The following is an 18,587-nucleotide window of genomic DNA, read 5'->3' as shown; positions in this document are numbered from 1 at the left end:
GTACGTGACAATACCTGGATGTGACCCCGCTCACGGCCTCGCGGCGCCGCTGCGGAGGCCGTCCAGCTCGGCGAGGTACATCCTCTGCAGGTGGCCGAAGTGCTGGACCAGCAGCGTGAGTTCCTCGACGCTGTAGCCCTCGATGAGCCGCCTCGCCCGCTCGGCGAACCGCTCGTACGGCTGCTCCAGCTCGGCGATCCGTTCCGGCCGCATGGTGACGATCATCCGCCGCCGGTCACCCGGATCGCGTTCGGCGGTGACGTAACCGGCGCGCTGAAGCCGGCGGAGCATGCTGGTCACGGCCCCGGTGGTGAGGTTGGTCCGCTCGGCGATCTGCCCCGCGCTGGCGGATCCGACGTCCGCCAGGAAGTCCAGGCACTCCAGGTCGCTCACGGCGAGGCCCAGCCGGTCGGCGATGGCGTACCGGAACACCATGGACAGCCGCGAGTTCTCGCGCCCGGCGCGCATCAGGTCGGCGATCGCGGACGCACGGGCCGGGTCGTGGGACATGCCGCCATCATGCCTCCGGCACGGTGACCCGGTGCAGCCGAGGTAACACGCGGGTCAGCACCCAGTGCGGTGCGGCCGCGCTTCCGGTGAGGCGGCGCATCAGCCCGGCGGCGGTGTCGACGGCGCGGAAGGCGTACGGCACCATCTCGTCCTGGTAGGCAGCGATCGCCTCCTCCGCCGGCGTGCCGCTCGCGCGGGCCTCGACGAGCCTGCGGCCGAGCAGGGCGGCGTCGCGCAGCGCGGTGTTGCCGCCGTGCGCCCCGAACGGCGGCATGACGTGCACGGCGTCGCCCATCATCGTGGCCCGGGGCACCGCCCACTGCCGGGGCCGCCGGCCGGTGGCGAAGGGGTTGAGCACCGTGGCGTCCAGCTCGGCCGTGTCGACCAACCGTCGGATGAGGGGGTGGAAGTCCGAGCTCATCCGGGCGGCGAGCTCCCGCAGCGCCAGCAGGTCCCCGCGGACACCGATGGGCACCTCCTCCGGCCGCAGCAGCAGCCCCCACATGACGTAGTCGTCGCCGGTGGGCGGATAGCTGCCCGGCGCCAGGCGCGCGAACGCCTCCCGCGGGCTTTCGCCGAACCGCATCGAGGTGAAGAAGAAGGCGCGGCCCGGCCGGTCCGCGATGGCCAGAACCCCGCTGGTCCGCAGCGCGTCCGGGATGATGCTCTCGCCGTTGCGCCGCAGGGGCGACCGGCCGTAGACGCCCGCCATCGAGGTGTCCACCGGGTCTGCGTCCGGCATGAGCTGCGCGCGCAGGGCCGAGCCTGCACCGTCGGCGCCCACGACCACGGTCGCCGTGACGGCCGAACCGTCGGCGAACCGCAGCCGCAGCCCGGCCGGGCCGCCGCCGTCCACCGCGACGGCGGCCTTGCCGTAGTGGATGCGTCCGTCCAGGCCGGACGTCAGGATCGACCGCAGGGTCAGCCGGTCGACCTGGCGCGTCGCCTGCGGCTCGTCCTTGAAGGTGATGGTGAAGGCGTTCCGCAACCGGCGGTCGGTGAAGCGCAGGTGCCCGCCGGGCTCGTCGCCGGTGACCAGCGCCAGGCGGTACAGCGGGCGGGGCAGGCTCTCGCGCAGCGCCTCCAGCCCGTGCCGGTCGAGAATGATCCGGTAGCCCTGCCGCCGGACGAACGGGCCGGAATCCCGCTCGTAGACGTGTACGTCGATGCCGGCGCGCGTCAGGTACTGGGCGAGGCAGAGGCCCGAGAGGCCGGCGCCGGCGATCGCCACCGAGAAGTCGGTCGATGTGCCCATGCGATTATCTTAATGAATAAGATGATTTCGGCAAGGTCGCCACCTCCCTCGGAAGCGCGATGGCATGCTGGATCGATGGAGTCGGTCTGGGACTACCCGCGTCCGCCACGGGCGGAGCGCAGCGCGGCCCGGGTGACGGTCGTGCACGCCGGGAAGACCATCGTCGACAGCGACCGCTGCTGGCGTGTCCTGGAGACCTCGCATCCGCCCGTCTACTACGTCCCCCGCGACGACATCGCCGCCGGCGTGCTGCGGCCGGCGACGGGTCGCTCCTACTGCGAGTTCAAGGGTCTTGCGAGCTACTGGGACCTGATCGTGGGGGACAGCCGGGTCACGGACGCCGGCTGGTCCTACGAGCGGCCTTCACCCGCGTACGGGGAAATTGCCGGAGCCGTTGCCTTCTATCCGAGCCGGGTCGACGAATGCCGGGTCGCCGGCGAGCTGGTCCGGCCGCAGGAGGGCGACTTCTACGGCGGCTGGATCACCGCCGGCATCACCGGCCCGTTCAAGGGCGGCCCGGGCACCGCGGGGTGGTGAACGCCGGCCGGCCCCTCGTGTGAGGCCGGCCCGCCGCGGGTAGTGCGAAGTGGTTCGCCGCGGAGCTGGAGGCACCATGACGTACGCGCACGAGCGGCTCGACGACGATGACCGGGCGCTGGACGAGCAGGAGGCCGAGCAGCTCGAGCCGGTCCGGCCGCCCGACCTCAACCGGGAGTCGAACCGGTCGGCGACCCGGCTCGAGCTGTTCTTCGACCTGGCGTTCGTGCTGTTCGTGGCCCGGTGCGCCGACGTGCTGGCGAAGGATGTGAGCGGGCACGGCGCGCTCGTCTTCGTCGCGGTGCTGACGGTCGGCTGGTGGGTCTGGGCCTCCATGACCCTGTACGCCAACCGGTTCGACACCGACGACGCCGTGTTCCGCCTGCTCACCCTGACCGCCATGGCCGGCGTGGTGGCGATGGCGGCCGCCGTGGACCACCTCGACGGGCCGGCCGCGAGCGGGTTCGTCATCGGCTATGTCGTGATTCGCGGGGCGCTGATCGCGGGGTACCTCCGGGCGTGGTGGCACGTGCCGGATGCCCGCTCCACGGTCCGGCTGTACCTGATCGGGCACACGCTGGGCGCCGCTTTCTGGCTGGTGTCGCTGGCCGTGCCGGCGCCGGGACGGTACTGGCTGTGGGGCGCGGGGGTCCTGCTGGACATGGTGTGGCCGACCGCCGCGGCCCGGCTGAAGAACGCGGTCCCGCTGCATCTGGAACATCTGCCGGAACGCTTCGCGTTGTTCGTGATCCTGGTGCTGGGCGAGTCCGTCGCCGCGGTGGTGACCGGCCTGCACGGCGGCGGCTGGGAGTCGTCCGTGGTCGTCGCGGCGGTGCTGGGCTTCGTGGTGGCCGCGGCGCTGTGGTGGATCTACTTCGACCTGTCCGGCGGGGCCGCCAAGCGACGGCTCGCGATGGAGGACGGCGAGGTCACCAAGCACGGCGTGCACGACTTCTACGTGTACGTGCACCTGCCGCTGGCCATCGCGCTGGCCGCCACCGCGGTCGGGCTGGAACACGTCGTCCTGCACGGCGCGGACCCGCACGTCGACGCCGGTCCGCGGTGGGTGCTGGGCCTCGCGATCAGCGGTTACCTGCTCAGCGCGGCCGTGATGCAGGCGCACCTGAGTGGGCGCGTGCGCGGGGCGGTGCTGTGGCCCGGTGCCGGCATACCGCTGGCGCTGATCATCACGCTGCTCGACCTGTCCCCGACCGTCACCATGGGCATGCTCGCCGCCGTGCTGGTCGCCGGCGTGCTGACCGGATTTCTGCTGCACCGCTCGGGCGAGGTGCGGACCGCGAAGGTGTGACCGCCGCTCCGCAGCGAATGGTGCTCCGGTTCGACCGGAGCACCATTCCGTTGCTGGTCAGCCGACCTTGAGGACCTGGGTGCCGCCGGCGAACTTGTCGAACCAGTGCTGACGGTGCGGATCGCTGTTGATGTTCATGGCGATCACGATCACCGCCGCCAGCGTGGCCAGTCCACCGATCAGGCTGCCGATGATCGGAACGACGCCGGCGACGCTGAACCCCATGTAGATGTTCCGGCGGACGGCCTGCTCCAGCGTCGGGTTGCCGGCGTGGCCGGGGCCGACGACCTTGAGCTTCAGCGCCTGCTTGCCGATCGTCTGTCCCCGGCTGGACTCGAAGTAGGCGAAGTAGCCGAGGTACAGCGCGGCGGTCAGCACCGCGGAGACGAACCCGCTGATGAACCAGGAGTTCGAGATGAGCCCGATCACGATGTTGAGGATCACGCCCACGACACCGACGATGACGCCGTCGATCAACCGCGCCAGGAACCGGTCGGTCAGGTTGCCGGGTTGGCCCACCGCGTTCCCGGGCGGCGGTGCATACCCGTACCCGGGCGGCGGAGCGTTGTAGGGAGGCGGCGGTGCCGGCTCATCGCCGGGCGGCGGTGGGTAGGATCCGGGGTTGCTCATGCTATGTCCCATTCAGATAGGTACAGCAGGGTATGGGCGCATTCCACCTTGGGGTGAATACGCCTCGTCACCTCTCAGAAGTGCAAGGAGTGTAGACACTTTCCGGCACGGTGGAACCCTTGTGACCGGCGGAGATTTCGAGTGACGCTCATCGACTCGGGTTGGCCGCGCTCTCACCGCGCAGGGCGCCGAGGGTAATCGCGACAAGGCGCTTCTCGGCGGCGGGTGAACGTGCCGCCTCGGCGGCGCCGAGTGCGTGGAGACAGAAGGTGGCCAGCTCACCGGCGAGCATGTCGGTACGCGCGGCGCCGGCTCGGGCCGCTGCTTGCACGACGTCGGTCACGAGGGCGTGCAACTGCTGGCGTGCTCGCCGGACGTGGTCGATGATCGTGTCCACGTCCGGGAAGTACTTGTAGAGCGTGGCCCGGCCGATGCCGGCCTGCTGGGCAACCTGCGACATCGTCACGCCGACGCCATGTTCGGCGACCAGCGCCGCGGTGGCGTCCAGGATCGCGACCTGCACGGTGCGGCGGTGCTCGTCGATCGGGCAGGGACGACCGGCGTCATGGCGGGTCGTGGTGGGCGCAGATGCCACGGTGGGGGCGGGTGTTCCTGATCGTGGCCGCGGTGGTGCTGGTCGCCGTGGTGGCGATGCTGTTGTCCGGGCACGGCCCGGGCGATCACATGCACCATGGCCTGCGCCGGCTCGGGCCGGGCGGGTGGTGAGCATGCGGGCGCCGGCGCTGGTTCGCGCGGTGTATTTGGTGCTGGAGCCGGTCGGCTGGTGGACCCTGGTTCCGTTGAGCGTTGCCAGCTTGCTGACCGGGCTGGTCCAGGGGTGGGGAACGCGGTGGGGTCTGGTGCGGCACTACTGGGTGCTGGTCAAGCTGCTGATGAATCTGTTCGCCACCGCGATCCTGCTGCTCTACATGCAGACCCTGGACCATCTGGCCGGTCTGGCCCGGACGGCGCCGTTGAGTGAGGTACGGACGGCGTCGCCGGTGGCGCACTCGGCCGCGGCGGTCGTGCTGCTGCTGGTCGCCTTGGTGCTGTCGGTCTACAAACCGCGCGGTGAGACGCCGTGGGCTCGTCCGGCCCGGCGGCAGCCGGCCCGGGCGGGCGTGCCCGGATAGCCCGCCTCGTCCGCGGCGGCGACCGACGTGGTGGTCGTGGTGGGGATGGTGCGCGCCGGCGTCCGCCGCCGGCGCGCACCGGCTGCGGTTTACGACTGGTCGAGCAGGTCCTTCATGGTGGAGATCTCGGCCTGTTGAGCATTGATGATGTTCTGCGCGAGGGCCTTGGCCTCCGGGTTGGCCCCGGCGGCGACCTCGTGCTGGGCCATGGTGATCGCCCCTTGGTGGTGGCTGATCATCATGGTGAGGAACATCCGGTCGAACACCGTGCCGCCGACCCCGCTGAGCTTGGTCATGTCGGCGTCGCCCATCATGCCGGGCATGGAGCCGTGGTCCATGCCCGGCATGGCGGACTGCGTATCCGCGGTGGGCTGTCCCCAGGCGGTCAGCCACTGATTCATAGTGTCGATCTCGGGCTGCTGAGCCTGCTTGATCGTGGCGGCGAGCTCTTTGACCTTGGCGTTGCCGGCGTGGCCGGCGGCCATCGCCGCCATCTGCACGGCCTGCTGGTGGTGCGGGATCATCTGCTGGACGAACGCCACGTCGGCGTCGTTGAAGTCTTTGCTGGCAGTGGCCGCGACGGTCGGCATCATGCTGCCGTGGTTCATGCCGCTGCCGGCGGGCTGGTCGGTGTCGCCGCAGGCGGAGAGCAGCAGGACGGTGCCGACCGCCGCGCCGGCGAGCAGGCCGGCGCGGCGCACGGCCGAGGGCAGGGCAGTAGAACGCTTCATGGCGGGTTTCGACCTTCCGGAAAGAGATGACAACGGGTACGCGCGAGAGCCTCGGCGCTGCCCTGGGAGGGGCGCCGAGCTGGGCGTGCTATATGCGCAGAACCGTTGTCGCCGTAAGGGTCGAACCCGGCGGTCGCCCGGGTGGCGCCCGGGACGACAACAGCGGGACCAGGTGTGTCCCGACAGCGGCCATCCGGGTGGCGACCGCGAACAGGGCCACCGCCAGCAGGATCGCGGCCGCCAGCCCGGTCAGGATGGCCAGGCACACGCTCCACCCGTCGGCCATGCCGTGCCCGGGCATGGCCGGACAGTGATCCGTGGAGCACACGTGCGCATCGGTCAGCGACGGGGCCATGTCAGCGGCGCTGTCCATCGAGGTGGCCGCGGTAGCGGTGTGCTGTCCGTGGGAGGCCATCCCGGCATGACCGAGGGTGTGCATGGCGGCCAGGCCGAGGACGGTGCAAGCCAGCAACAACCAGCGCGCTGTGCGCGCCGATGCGGTCGCGGCCATGGCGGTCACGGCACCACGCTAGCGCGGCCGGTCCGGTCCCGGCCGGTGGCCCCGGCGGCCGGCGCCCGCCCGGCTTCCCGGGCAGACGCCGGTCGGTGCGTCACTGCCGGTCGGGTGACAGGTGCACCCGGCGCAGCAGCTGGGCGTTGAGGGCGACCACGATGGTCGAGGCGCTCATCAGCACCGCGCCGATCGCCGGGCTCAGCGTGATGCCGGCCCACGCGAACACGCCGGCGGCGAGGGGGATGGCGATGATGTTGTAGCCGGCCGCCCACGACAGGTTCTGGATCATCTTGCGGTAGGACGCCTTGGACAGGGTGATCACACCGGTCACGCCGCGCGGGTCGGAGGAAGCGAGCACGACGCCGGCGGACTCGATCGCCACGTCGGTGCCGGCGCCGATCGCGATACCGACGTCCGCACGGGCCAGCGCGGGAGCGTCGTTGACGCCGTCGCCGACCATTGCCACGGTCAGGCCGCGGGCTTGCAGGTCCGCGACCGCGCGGTCCTTGTCGGCGGGCAGCACCTCGGCGAAGACCTCGTCGACCCCGGGCCGGAAGCCCAGGTCGGCGGCGACCGCTTCGGCCACCGGGCGGGCGTCGCCGGTGATCATCACGATCTTGCCGATGCCGTGCGCGCGGAGCTGCTCGATCGCCTGGCGGGCCTCGGGACGTACCTCGTCCTCGAGGGCGAACGTGGCGACGGCCTCGGCCGTGTCGGCGAGCCGGATCAGGTGCAGCACGGCCGCACCGCGCCGCGACCACTCCTCGGCCGGCTTGGCGAGGTCGTCCGGCACGGTGGCGGTCAGCTCGCGCAGCAGGGCCGGGCCGCCGACCGCGTAGGTGACGCCGTCGACCACGGCCTGCACGCCGCGTCCGGTCAGCGACCGGAACTGCGACGCCGTGACGGCCAGGTCCCGGTCGCGCGCCACCGCGACGAGCGCCCGGGCGAGGGGGTGTTCGCTGTCGGCCTCGACGGCGGCGGCGATGCCCAGCGCCTCGTTCTCGTCCCGGCCGGCAGTTGTCGCGAGCGCGGTGACGGTGTGCGCGCCCTTGGTGAGGGTGCCGGTCTTGTCGAACAGGACCGCGTCGACCGTACGCATGCGCTCGAGGGCCAGCCGGTCCTTGACCAGGATTCCGGATCGGGCCGCCAGCGCGGTGGAGAGGGCGATGACCAGGGGGATGGCCAGGCCGAGCGCGTGCGGGCAGGCGATCACGAGCACCGTCACGGTACGGACCACGGCCTGGTCCAGGTTGCCGAGCGCCCACCAGGCGATGAAGGTCAGCAGGCCCGCGGCGGTGGCGATGTAGAACAGCCAGGCGGCGAACCGGTCGGCCAGAACCTGAGCGCGGCCGCTGGACGCCTGCGCCTGTGCGACGAGGCGGCCGATGCCCGCGAGGGCGGTGTTCTCGCCGACGGCGTCGACCTCGACCCGGATCGCCGAGTCGGTGGCCACGGTGCCGGCCACGACCCGGTCGCCGATGCCGCGGGAGACCGGCCGCGACTCACCGGTGATCATCGACTCGTCGACCTCGGCAGCGCCGTCGACAACCCGCCCGTCGGCCGGCACCCGCGCGCCGGAGCGGACCAGCACGACGTCCCCGACGTCCAGCGCCGACACCGGCACGGTCTCGGTGGTATCGCTGGTGATCCGCTCGGCGTCGTCCGGCAACAGCGCGGCCAGCGCCGCGAGCGCGCCCTGGGCCTGGCCGATGGCCTTCATCTCCTGCCAGTGACCGAGCAGCATGATCGTGACGAGTGCGGCCAGCTCCCACCAGAAGTCCAGGTCGAACCAGCCGGCACTGGTGGCCAGCGACGCCGCGTACGCCACCGTGATCGCCATCGCGATCAGCAGCATCATCCCGGGGGCGCGGTCGCGGACCTCGCTGACCGCGCCGGCCAGGAACGGCCACCCACCGTAGAAGAAGACCGCGGTGCCGAGCACCGGGCCGACCCAGCCGATGCCGGGAAAGTCGAGCGAGTAGCCGAACCAGTCCATGACCATCTCGCTGGACACCACGATCGGCACGGTCAACGCCAGGCTCAGCCAGAACTTGCGGCGGAAGACCTCCGGGTCGTGCCCGGCGTGCTTGTCGTGCCCGGCGTGCCCGCCGTGCTGGTCATGACCACCGGCAGAAGCGGCATGGCCGTGATGAGCGTCCATGGCGGCGCCGGCCGGCCCGTGCGGGTGCTCGTGCATCGTCGTCGCCTCGCCGGCGGCTCCGGGCGTCGCGGCTGATCCGAATCGTTGCTCCATGAGGTCCACCTCCACCCCGAACATATACCCCTAGGGGGTATCTGCCAAGGAGTCGTCCGGCATCACCTACGGCGATGAGCGTCACTGATCCACCGCCGCCGAGGCCGCCCGACGGCTGACGCCGGGCGCGGCGGCCGTCGGCGGCGTTCGGCGTCGCGATGGCGTAGCCTGGCGCGGTGCATCGTCAGCCGCCACTTGCCGCCGCCGTCCGGCGGCCGCTGTGGTTGCTGCTGGCGCTGGCGGTCGCCGCGCTGGGCCTCTGGTCGGGCGGGCATTGCGCCGGCGACCATCAGGAACACCCCGGCGCCGCCCTGGTCGCCTACGCCGGCCCGATCCCGGCCGTCCACACGAGCGGGCTCGGGCAGGACACCGAGCACGCGTCGGCCATCCACGAAACGCCGAGCGCGGCGGCCGGCGACTGCCACGTGGAGACCGCCCGTTCGGTGGGCGTCGCACCGACCACGGTCACCGCGGTGATTCCGCTGGTCCGTGGCCAGGGCCGGATCAATCACGACGGCAGGCCGCGCCCGATCCAACCGCCGCCGCTCAGGCTCACCCTGAGCGCCATCGGCGTCAGCCGCACGTAGGAATAAACGGGACACCACCCGCGTCACCCGGCCGCCACCGCGGCCCGCCCTGAGGTGTGACCTCTTCCTGTTGCTGCTGCGTTCGGAAGTTCTCGACGTCATGAATACGAATTCCAGGCTGCCCATCGGGCGCCGCATACTGCCGTGCGCCCACTGCGGGCGGTGGTCATGATCGACCCGGTGCCGTTCCTGCCGCCGATACGCTCGACCGAAAGATTCAACGCGCCGGGCGGTGTGTGGGCCTACGACACGTGGGGCCGTAACGGCCGTCCCGTGCTGCTCATCCCGCCGGTGCTGTTCGACCGGGCCACGTGGTGGCCCGTCGCCGCCGACCTGCGGCCGTACGCCACCGTGATCGCGGTGGACCTGCCCGGCCACGGCGGCTCCGAGTCTCGGCTGCGCTACGACCCGGACGAACTGGTCGAAGACCTCGCCCGCCTGCTCGCCGTCATCGGCATTGCGCAGGCCCCCGTCGTGGTCGGCCACGGCTCGGCCGCCGGGCTGGCGACACTGTTCGCCGCCCGGTACGCCGTCCACGCGCTGGTCACGGTCGACGCCGACCGGCAGGCGCCGATCGACCGGCGCCGCTACCTGCGCCACTTGGCTCTGGACGCCGTGCCGGCCCGCTATCGCGACCTCGCCGTGGTGGCCGACGACCCGCGGCTGTTGCGTGACTACGCCGGCTGCGTCCGCGCCCGGCCCGGCCCGGAGCCGGCGCCGGCCTTCTCACACGCGCGCCTGGCCATCCACAGCCGGCCCCCGGCCCGGCGCGACCCCGCCGGCGGCCGAGTGCACGTGTACGACGTGCCCGGCCGATTCGCACACCTGACCGACGTGGAGCGGTTCGTCCACGACCTCACCACTCTGCTCCGTGGTCCGGGAGAAGAAGCTCGCCGCGCAACTTCAGGAGACGCCTGATTCCTGACGAGGTGGCCGCCCCCACTTATCCGGTGGGCCTCGCTTCCAGAACTGCCAGACCGGTGGGGGAGCCGGTCGCGACGACCCGCCGCAGGCTGAATCCGGACGCCGTGAGCAGGCGGTCGAACTCTTCGCGTGTGCGTTCGCGGCTGCCGAACAGCAGCAGCATCAGCAGATCCATCCGGATCGTGGCGGGTTCGTCACGGGCTCGCTCCGGCATGACCGCGTCGACCACCAGCAGGCGAGCACGCGCCGGCATGGCCGCCCGGCAGCGCTTCAGGATGTGGATGGCTTCCTGGTCCGGCCAGTCGTGCAGGACCCTGGACAGCAGGTACGCGTCACCGCCGCCGGGCACCGACTCGAAGAAGTCCGCCGCCACGAACGTACACCGCTCGGTGAGGTCCGCATCGGCCATCTCGGCCAGTGCGCGATTCAGGGTGGCCGGCCGATCGACCAGCGTCGCGGTCATCGACGGGACCGCCCGGAGCGCGGCACGGGCCATCAGGCCGGGACCGGCGCCGACGTCGACCAGGCGGCCGATCCCGTTCATGTCGTAGGCGGCCACCACCGCGTCGGCCTCGTGCCGGGCGCGACCGGCCATGGACGCCTCGAACGCCAGCCGGTGCGCCGCGACCCGCTGCAAATGGGTGAAGAACGACTCGCCGTACGCCTGCTCGAAGGCGTTCTCGCCGGTCCTGGCCGCGTCGAGCAAACCGCCGGCCGCGGCGTAGTAGAGGGCGCCGCGGGCCAGGATCGGTCCGCGCTGCGATCCGGGTACGCCGTCACGCAGATACTCACCCAGTGGGCCGAGCGAGAACCCGCCGCAACCGGTCTCGGCGAACACCTCGGCCGCGCACAGCCCGCGCAGGATGCGAGTGACGGTCTCCGGGTCGGCGCCGACCGCCCGGGCAACGGCCGGCCCGTCCGCCGGACCGGCCGCCAGCACGTCGGCCAGCCGGAGCTCGGCCGCGGCATAGAGCAGCTGAGTGACGAGAAAGCCGTCGGCCAGCTCCACCAGCCGCCACGAGCCGGCGGCGAGAGGGGCGGTGTTCGTCGGCAGGGCCACCGTCGCATGGTGCCGCCGACGCGGCGCCACAAAGGCTCTTGCGTTGGAGATCCGACAGCATCCACCACCCCGCCGAGCCCCGGCCGCGGCGGGCGTCAGACGACGCCGACGCTCATCGGCGGCCGGTGGTCAGCCGACGTGCACGTGGGGGCGGCGGCTGCGGTCGGGTTCGGCCTGGCGGAGAATCTCGCGGGTCACCGGGGCCACCTCACCCTGGCCGAAGATGAGGTAGCGGACGATGTTCGCCACCGGGTTGCCCTCGGTCCACTCGAAGTAGATGTGCGGACGCCGGTGAGTGGTGTCGCGGATCCACAGCAGCAGAGCGGCCAGCGCGCTGGGCACCGACGAGCTTTCGATCCGGAGGACGCGGTAGCGGTGGTGCATGACCTCACCGCGTACGTGCAGCTCGGTTTCGAAGTCAGAGGCGTCGACGACGGTGACCTCGACGAAGATGACGTCCGCGTCGTCGGCCATGTCGTTGTCGGCCAGAATCTGGGAGATCTTGTCGCTGTACTCGCGGGTGTCCCGGTCGTCCGGCTCGTTGGCGACCAGCCGGATCTGCCGCCGGCCGCACTCGCGCAGGAAGCCCTCCGCCCGCTCGTCCGCGTCGATGTGGCTCACGCGCACCTCGAACGCGCGGTACAGCCTCGACAGGAAGGAGACCGCGAGGATGGCGGCGATGAAGCAGGCCGCGATCTTGACGCCGTCGGGGCGCTCGTAGACGTTCGCGATGGTCGTGTACACGAAGATCACCGAGATGATCGCGAAGGCGACCATCCGGCCTCGCTGCCGTCTGCGGCGGGCGGAGAGGGTCACGGCCGTGGCGGCCGAGGTGATCAGCACGAGGACGCCGGTGGCGTAGGCGCCGCCCTGCGCGTCCACGTTCGCGTCGAAGATCCAGGTGATCAGGAAGGCGGTGCCGGTGAAGACGAGCACGAGCGGGCGTACGGCGCGGGCCCAGGACGGCGCCATGCCGAACTTGGGCAGGTAGCGGGGCACGAGGTTGAGCAGGCCGGCCATGGCCGAGGCGCCGGCGAACCACAGGATCGTGATGGTCGCGACGTCGTAGATCGTGCCGAACACACTGCCGAGGCTCTGGTGTGCCAGGTAGGCCAGGGCCCGGCCGCTGGCGGCGCCGCCGGGCTCGAACAGCGGCGCGGGGATCAGCACGGTGGTGACGAAGCTGCTGGTGATCAGGAAGACGCTCATGATGCCGGCGGCGGCGGTGAGCAGTTGTTTGGCGCCGTGGATCCGTCCGGGCAGATCGCCCTTGATGTGTGGCATGACCGCGACGCCGGTCTCGAAGCCGGACAGGCCGAGCGCCAGTTTCGGGAAGACGAGCAGGGCGATACCGACGATGACGACGGGGTTGCCGTGCGCGGTGGTCAGGGCCGTGGTCCAGTCGCTGACGGTGTGCGGATGGGTGACGATCTGCCACAGGCCGTCGACGACCACCACGAAGTTGAGGACGAGGTAGACGCCGACGAGGCCGACGGCGATGCCGATCGCCTCGGTGAAGCCCTTCAGGAAGACCGCGCCGAGCAGCGCGACCAGCACCAGGGTGACGATCACCTGGTGGCCCTTCAGCGATTCGGGCCAGAACGGGTTCTCGTCGATGTGCGCGGTGGCGTCGGCCGCCGAGAGGGTGATGGTGATGATGAAGTCGGTGGCGGCGAAGCCCAGCAGCACGAGGACGAACAGCTTGCCCTTCCAGAAGGAGAGCAGCTTGACCAGCATGGCGATCGAGCCCTCGCCGTGCGGGCTGTCCGCCGCGACCCGGCGGTAGACCGGCAGCGCGCCGAGCAGGGTGACCAGGACGAGAACCAGGGTGGCGACGGGGGAGAGGACGCCGGCGGCGAGGGCGGCGATGCCGGGCTGGTAGCCGAGCGTGGAGAAGTAGTCGACGCCGGTGAGGCACATGACCTTCCACCACGAGTGCGGCTTGTCCCCGTGGGGTTGGCCGTGCGGGCCCTCGTGCTGCATCGCCTGCTCGTTGAGGCCCTTCAGCAGCCACTCCCGCAGGGCCGGTGCCGTGCGCGCCGTCTCGGCCTTCTTGGCGACGGCGGTCATCGCGTCTCCTGTTCTGAGCGCGCCACAGGGGGTGCGTGGCGCTTCAGGCCGATCGTTGCACCGCCGCGGCCGGACGTGCCTTCGGCAGGCGTTAACAACGCGTCAATAACTCCGGCGCACACACGGCGTCTGTGACCGGGGTCGCGCCGGCGTTAACGACGCGTATAAAGACCGCCCCGGGGCGTAGGCAACGCGTGAACGAGCGATGACGAAGCCGCGGGCACGCGCTGTGCTGGACCGCGAAAGCATCGTGCCCTTGTCGAGGAGTCCTTCTGTGGCTGATCTGCTGTTCGTCGTGCTCACGGTGGCGCTGTTCGCAGCGCTGACCGTGCTGATCCGGGCGGTCGAACGTTGGTGAGCGCCGTCAATCTCATCGGCGGGATCGTCGCCGTCCTGCTGGCCGTCTTCCTGGTGGCCGCCCTGCTGTTTCCGGAGAAGTTCTGATGGCCGGCTGGCTGTTCGTCATCACGTTGGTGCTCGCGCTGGCCGTCGTGCACAAGCCGTTCGGCGACCACATGTACAAGGTCGTGTCCGGGCGGCGGCACAACGTCGTCGAGCGCGGCATCTATCGGCTCGTCGGGGTCGACGCGAACGCCGAGCAGACCTGGGGCGTTTATGCCCGCAGCGTGCTCGCCTTCTCGGCGATCTCGATCCTGTTCCTCTACCTGTTCCTGCGCGTGCAGGACAAGCTCTGGCTGTCTCTCGGATTCTCCGGGGTGCCCACCCACATCGCCTGGAACACCGCGGTCAGCTTCGTCACCAACACCAACTGGCAGGCGTACTCGGGTGAGTCGACCATGGGTCACCTGGTGCAGATGGCCGGCCTGGCGGTGCAGAACTTCGTCTCGGCGAGCGTCGGCATCGCCGTCGCGGTGGCTCTCGTGCGTGGTTTCGCGGCGCGCAAGTCGGCGACCCTGGGCAACTTCTGGGTCGACCTGACCCGGATCACACTGCGGGTGCTGCTGCCGATCTGTGTCGTGGCGACCCTGGTCTTCATGATCGCCGGGATGGTGCAGAACCTCTCCGGCGGCACCGACGTGACCACGCTGACCGGGGCGGCCCAGCACATCACCGGCGGCCCGGTCGCGTCCCAGGAGGCGATCAAGGAACTCGGGACCAACGGCGGCGGCTTCTACAACGTGAACTCGGCGCACCCGTTCGAGAACCCGACGGCCTGGACGAACTGGCTCCAGATCTTCCTGATCCTCGTGATCCCGTTCAGCCTTCCCCGGGTCTTCGGCCGGATGGTCGGCCAGAACCGGCAGGGCTACGCGATTCTCGCGGTGATGGCGATTCTGGCGCTCGCGAGCGTCGCGCTGACGGTCGGTTTCGAGGTGCACGGCGCGGGGACGGTGCCGCAGGCGGCCGGCGCGGCGATGGAGGGAAAGGAGGTCCGCTTCGGGATTCCGAACTCGGCCACCTTCGCCGCGGCGACGACGCTGACCTCGACCGGCGCGGTGGATTCGTTCCACGACTCGTACACCTCGTTCGGTGGGATGATGCCGATGATCAACATGATGCTCGGCGAGGTTGCCCCGGGCGGTACCGGCTCGGGCCTCTACGGCCTGCTCATCCTCGCGGTCATCACGGTCTTCGTCGCCGGCCTGATGGTCGGTCGCACCCCGGAGTATCTGGGCAAGAAGATCGGCGCTCGGGAGATGAAGCTGGCGTCGCTCTACTTTCTGGTCACCCCCGCGGTCGTGCTGATCGGCACGGCGGCGGCATTCGCCACCGGCAACAACTCCACGGCGCTCAACGTCGGGCCGCACGGCCTTTCCGAGGTGCTGTACGCGTTCACCAGTGCCGGCAACAACAACGGTTCGGCCTTCGCCGGCATCACGGTGAACACGCCGTGGTGGGACACCGCGCTCGGGCTGGCCATGCTGATCGGGCGCTTCCTGCCGCTGGTGCTGGTGCTGGCCCTGGCCGGCTCGCTGGCCCGGCAGAGACCGGTGCCCGAGTCCGAGGGCACACTGCCCACCCATCGACCCTTGTTCGTCGGGATGGTTGCCGGCGTGACGATCGTTCTGGTCGCGCTGACGTTCCTGCCCGCTCTCGCTCTCGGTCCCATCGCGGAGGGCCTGTCATGACCTTGTTGGCGGAAAAATCCGAAACCCAAGAGGCCAAACCCGCGGCCGTACGCGGGGGGCTGCTCGACCCGCAGCAGTTGTGGAGGTCGTTGCCGGGCGCCTTGGTGAAGCTCGACCCCCGTACGCTCTGGCGGAACCCGGTCATGTTCATCGTCGAGGTCGGCGCCGCGTTCACCACGGTGCTGTCGGTGGTGGACCCGAGCGTGTTCGCGTGGACGATCACGGTCTGGCTCTGGCTCACCGTGGTCTTCGCGAACCTGGCCGAGGCGGTGGCCGAGGGCCGGGGCAAGGCGCAGGCCGCCGCGCTGCGGGCGGTCAAGCAGGACACCGTCGCCCGCCTGCTGAGGGACGGCGTGGAGAGCAGCATCCCGGCGACCGATCTCAAGCAGGGTGACGTCGTGGTGGCCGAGGCCGGCGACATCATCCCCGGTGACGGCGATGTGATCGAGGGCATCGCCAGCGTCGACGAGTCGGCGATCACCGGCGAGTCGGCCCCGGTGATCCGGGAGTCGGGCGGCGACCGCTCGGCGGTCACCGGCGGCACCAAGGTGCTCTCCGACCGGATCGTCATCCGGATCACGCAGAAGCCCGGCGAGAGCTTCGTGGACCGGATGATCGCCCTGGTCGAGGGCGCCAACCGGCAGAAGACGCCGAACGAGATCGCACTGAACATCCTGCTGGCCGCGCTGACGATCATCTTCCTGCTGTCGGTGGTGACGCTGCAGCCCCTCGCCATCTTCTCGAAGGCGTACCAGGCCGCGGCCCCGGACACCCTGGCGATCAACGCGCACGGCGTCACCGGGATCGTGCTGGTCTCGCTGATCGTCTGCCTGATCCCGACCACGATCGGCGCGCTGCTGTCCGCGATCGGCATCGCCGGCATGGACCGGCTGGTGCAGCGCAACGTGCTCGCCATGTCCGGCCGCGCGGTCGAGGCGGCCGGCGATGTGAACACTCTGCTGCTCGACAAGACGGGCACGATCACCTTGGGCAATCGGCAGGCGTCCGAGTTCGTACCCGTCGATGGTGTTGATCCCAAGGTTCTGGCGGACGCGGCCCAGTTGTCCAGCCTGGCCGACGAGACGCCGGAAGGCCGCTCGGTCGTGGTGCTCGCCAAGAACGAGTACGGACTGCGCGAGCGCGAGCCGGGGATGATGACGCACGCGACATTCGTGCCGTTCACCGCCCAGACCCGGATGAGCGGCGTCGACCTGACCACCGGCGGCGACGCGCCGGCCCGCGAGGTCCGCAAGGGCGCCGCCTCGGCGGTGATGAAATGGGTCCGCGACAACGGCGGCCACCCCACCGACGAGGTCGGCGAGATCGTCGACACCATCAGCAGCACCGGCGGCACCCCGCTGGTCGTCGCCGAGCACCTCGCCGGGGAGCCCGCCCGGGCCCTGGGCGTCATCCATCTCAAGGACGTCGTCAAGCAGGGCATGCGGGCCCGCTTCGACGAGATGCGCACGATGGGCATCCGCACCGTGATGATCACCGGCGACAACCCGCGTACCGCCAAGGCGATCGCCGACGAGGCCGGCGTCGACGACTTTCTCGCCGAGGCCACCCCCGAGGACAAACTCGCCTACATCCGCCGCGAGCAGGAGGGCGGCCGGCTGGTCGCGATGACCGGCGACGGCACCAACGACGCCCCGGCGCTGGCCCAGGCCGACGTCGGCGTGGCCATGAACACCGGCACGTCGGCCGCCAAGGAGGCCGGCAACATGGTCGACCTCGACTCCGACCCGACCAAGCTGATCGAGATCGTGGAGATCGGCAAGCAGTTGCTGATCACGCGGGGCGCGCTGACCACGTTCTCGATCACCAACGACATCGCCAAGTACTTCGCCATCATCCCGGCGATGTTCGCGGCGGTGTACCCGGGGCTCGACACGCTGAACGTGATGCGGCTGCACTCGCCGGGTTCGGCGATCCTCTCCGCGGTCATCTTCAACGCGCTGATCATCGTGGCGCTGATCCCGCTCGCCCTGCGTGGCGTGCGATACACGCCGTCCAGCGCCTCGGCGCTGCTACGCCGCAACCTGTGGATCTACGGCCTCGGCGGCGCGATCCTGCCGTTCCTCGGCATCAAACTCATCGACCTCCTCGTCCAGTTCATTCCAGGGATCTGAGATGCGCCTCCCTTTGTGGGTTTCCCAGCACGTGGCGGCGCTGCGCGCGCTGCTTGTCATGACCGTCCTGCTTGGACTGGTCTACCCGCTCCTCATGGTCGCGATCGGCCGGATCCCCGGCCTGTCCGGAAAGGCGGACGGCTCCCTCGTCGCGCACGGCAGCACCCTGATCGGCCAGGCCTTCACCGACTCCGACGGCAACCCGGTCGCCAAGTACTTCCAGAGCCGGCCGTCCGCGGCCGGCAAGGGATATGACCCGACCTCCACCTCGGCCAGCAACCTCGGCCCGGAAAGCGTGGTCGACACTCTCGCCGCCAACCCGGACGACGCCAAGCAGAGCCTGCTCACCCAGGTGTGTTCGCGCAGCCTGGCGATCGGCAAGCTCGAGGGGGTGGACGGCAGCCGGCCCTACTGCACCGCCGACGGCGTCGGGGCGGTCCTCGCGGTCTTCTACCGTGACGGGCTGACCGGCCCGATCACCCGGGCCGTCTCGGTCAACCAGACCGGCACCCCGTTCCTGGCCGGCTACCACGGCGTCACCGTCGAGCCGGCCAAGGCGGGCGAGGACTACGTGGCCGAGGGCGGCGTGATCACCCCGATCCGCGGCGACGCGCCCGCGCACCCCGTAGTACCGTCCGACGCGGTCACGGCGAGCGCCTCGGGTCTCGACCCGGACATCAGCGTGGCGTACGCGAACCTGCAGGCCCCCCGCATCGCGCGCGAGCGGGGTCTCACCCTGGGCAAGGTGCACGAGCTGATCCAGCAACACATCGACGGACGGGCGCTCGGCTTCATGGGCGAACCTGGAGTCAACGTGCTCGAGCTCAACCTGGCGCTCGACAGGATCTGAC

20 protein-coding genes are annotated in these 18,587 nt (G+C 70.6%); 11 read left to right on the top strand and 9 right to left on the bottom strand.

Annotation, left to right across the window (positions count from 1 at the left end; translation table 11 throughout):
• Positions 1-30: 30 nt before the first annotated feature.
• Both ACZ6TB_RS22885 and ACZ6TB_RS22880 read right to left on the bottom strand, forming a co-directional pair.
• Positions 31-510, bottom strand: a complete 480-nt coding sequence (locus ACZ6TB_RS22885; RefSeq protein WP_465556693.1) for a MarR family transcriptional regulator — start codon at positions 508-510, stop codon at positions 31-33.
• 7 nt (positions 511-517) lie between these two features.
• Positions 518-1,765 (bottom strand): FAD-dependent oxidoreductase, encoded by a 1,248-nt coding sequence (locus ACZ6TB_RS22880; RefSeq protein WP_465556691.1) that lies wholly within the window; start codon positions 1,763-1,765, stop codon positions 518-520.
• A gap of 75 nt (positions 1,766-1,840) precedes the next feature.
• Between ACZ6TB_RS22880 and ACZ6TB_RS22875 the strand changes: the two genes are divergently transcribed.
• On the top strand, positions 1,841-2,302 hold the full coding sequence (locus ACZ6TB_RS22875; RefSeq protein WP_465556689.1) for a DUF427 domain-containing protein: 462 nt from the start codon (positions 1,841-1,843) through the stop codon (positions 2,300-2,302).
• 76 nt (positions 2,303-2,378) lie between these two features.
• Positions 2,379-3,611, top strand: coding sequence for a low temperature requirement protein A (locus tag ACZ6TB_RS22870; protein ID WP_465556688.1), 1,233 nt, complete (start codon positions 2,379-2,381; stop codon positions 3,609-3,611).
• A gap of 57 nt (positions 3,612-3,668) precedes the next feature.
• On the opposite strand, the gene ACZ6TB_RS22865 is transcribed toward ACZ6TB_RS22870, so the two are convergent.
• Positions 3,669-4,241 (bottom strand): RDD family protein, encoded by a 573-nt coding sequence (locus ACZ6TB_RS22865; protein WP_465556686.1) that lies wholly within the window; start codon positions 4,239-4,241, stop codon positions 3,669-3,671.
• A gap of 148 nt (positions 4,242-4,389) precedes the next feature.
• A complete protein-coding gene (locus ACZ6TB_RS22860) occupies positions 4,390-4,764 on the bottom strand; it encodes a TetR/AcrR family transcriptional regulator (protein ID WP_465556684.1) in 375 nt (124 codons plus the stop codon).
• 65 nt (positions 4,765-4,829) lie between these two features.
• Here ACZ6TB_RS22860 and ACZ6TB_RS22855 point away from each other — a divergent pair, with 65 nt between their 5' ends.
• Together ACZ6TB_RS22855 and ACZ6TB_RS22850 are read left to right on the top strand one after the other, a co-directional pair.
• Positions 4,830-4,967 (top strand): hypothetical protein, encoded by a 138-nt coding sequence (locus ACZ6TB_RS22855; protein WP_465556682.1) that lies wholly within the window; start codon positions 4,830-4,832, stop codon positions 4,965-4,967.
• A gap of 2 nt (positions 4,968-4,969) precedes the next feature.
• Positions 4,970-5,374, top strand: a complete 405-nt coding sequence (locus ACZ6TB_RS22850) for a DUF2269 domain-containing protein (RefSeq protein WP_465556680.1) — start codon at positions 4,970-4,972, stop codon at positions 5,372-5,374.
• An 89-nt stretch (positions 5,375-5,463) separates the two neighbouring features.
• Here ACZ6TB_RS22850 and ACZ6TB_RS22845 read toward each other — a convergent pair whose 3' ends face one another.
• The 3 genes from ACZ6TB_RS22845 to ACZ6TB_RS22835 all read right to left on the bottom strand — a co-directional run bounded on the left by ACZ6TB_RS22845 (position 5,464) and on the right by ACZ6TB_RS22835 (position 8,780).
• The gene (locus tag ACZ6TB_RS22845) at positions 5,464-6,105 is read right to left on the bottom strand and encodes a DUF305 domain-containing protein (protein ID WP_465556678.1); all 642 of its coding nucleotides are present in this window, start codon (positions 6,103-6,105) and stop codon (positions 5,464-5,466) included.
• Between the two features lie 88 nt (positions 6,106-6,193).
• Positions 6,194-6,616 carry a DUF6153 family protein gene (locus ACZ6TB_RS22840; protein ID WP_465557237.1) on the bottom strand — a complete coding sequence of 141 codons (423 nt, stop codon included), beginning with the start codon at positions 6,614-6,616 and terminating at the stop codon, positions 6,194-6,196.
• A 100-nt stretch (positions 6,617-6,716) separates the two neighbouring features.
• On the bottom strand, positions 6,717-8,780 hold the full coding sequence (locus ACZ6TB_RS22835; RefSeq protein ID WP_465557235.1) for a heavy metal translocating P-type ATPase: 2,064 nt from the start codon (positions 8,778-8,780) through the stop codon (positions 6,717-6,719).
• Between the two features lie 269 nt (positions 8,781-9,049).
• Between ACZ6TB_RS22835 and ACZ6TB_RS22830 the strand changes: the two genes are divergently transcribed.
• The gene (locus tag ACZ6TB_RS22830; RefSeq protein WP_465556676.1) at positions 9,050-9,460 is read left to right on the top strand and encodes a hypothetical protein; all 411 of its coding nucleotides are present in this window, start codon (positions 9,050-9,052) and stop codon (positions 9,458-9,460) included.
• A 144-nt stretch (positions 9,461-9,604) separates the two neighbouring features.
• Positions 9,605-10,378 (top strand): alpha/beta fold hydrolase, encoded by a 774-nt coding sequence (locus tag ACZ6TB_RS22825; protein WP_465556674.1) that lies wholly within the window; start codon positions 9,605-9,607, stop codon positions 10,376-10,378.
• Positions 10,379-10,403: 25 nt separating this feature from the next.
• Here ACZ6TB_RS22825 and ACZ6TB_RS22820 read toward each other — a convergent pair whose 3' ends face one another.
• Together ACZ6TB_RS22820 and ACZ6TB_RS22815 are read right to left on the bottom strand one after the other, a co-directional pair.
• Positions 10,404-11,444 carry a methyltransferase gene (locus tag ACZ6TB_RS22820; protein WP_465556672.1) on the bottom strand — a complete coding sequence of 347 codons (1,041 nt, stop codon included), beginning with the start codon at positions 11,442-11,444 and terminating at the stop codon, positions 10,404-10,406.
• A 129-nt stretch (positions 11,445-11,573) separates the two neighbouring features.
• Positions 11,574-13,514, bottom strand: coding sequence for an APC family permease (locus ACZ6TB_RS22815; RefSeq protein WP_465556670.1), 1,941 nt, complete (start codon positions 13,512-13,514; stop codon positions 11,574-11,576).
• 205 nt (positions 13,515-13,719) lie between these two features.
• On the opposite strand from ACZ6TB_RS22815, the gene ACZ6TB_RS22810 reads away from it, so the two are divergent.
• Genes ACZ6TB_RS22810 through ACZ6TB_RS22790 form a run of 5 tightly spaced genes read left to right on the top strand, consistent with a single transcriptional unit; the run spans position 13,720 to position 18,586 of the window.
• Complete coding sequence (locus tag ACZ6TB_RS22810; RefSeq protein WP_465556668.1) at positions 13,720-13,872, top strand: hypothetical protein; 153 nt, start codon at positions 13,720-13,722, stop codon at positions 13,870-13,872.
• On the top strand, positions 13,869-13,958 hold the full coding sequence (gene kdpF / locus ACZ6TB_RS22805; protein ID WP_465556667.1) for a K(+)-transporting ATPase subunit F: 90 nt from the start codon (positions 13,869-13,871) through the stop codon (positions 13,956-13,958). The genes ACZ6TB_RS22810 and kdpF overlap by 4 nt, the downstream gene beginning before the upstream one ends.
• Complete coding sequence (kdpA, locus tag ACZ6TB_RS22800; RefSeq protein WP_465556665.1) at positions 13,958-15,604, top strand: potassium-transporting ATPase subunit KdpA; 1,647 nt, start codon at positions 13,958-13,960, stop codon at positions 15,602-15,604. Before kdpF ends, kdpA begins: the two co-directional genes overlap by 1 nt.
• Positions 15,601-17,736 carry a potassium-transporting ATPase subunit KdpB gene (gene kdpB, locus ACZ6TB_RS22795; protein WP_465556663.1) on the top strand — a complete coding sequence of 712 codons (2,136 nt, stop codon included), beginning with the start codon at positions 15,601-15,603 and terminating at the stop codon, positions 17,734-17,736. Before kdpA ends, kdpB begins: the two co-directional genes overlap by 4 nt.
• Before the next feature lies 1 nt (position 17,737).
• Positions 17,738-18,586, top strand: coding sequence for a potassium-transporting ATPase subunit C (locus ACZ6TB_RS22790; RefSeq protein WP_465556661.1), 849 nt, complete (start codon positions 17,738-17,740; stop codon positions 18,584-18,586).
• Position 18,587: the final 1 nt, after the last annotated feature.

This window comes from Actinoplanes sp. NPDC051537, from assembly GCF_055586105.1.
This window is presented reverse-complemented; position numbering and strand designations above follow the sequence as displayed.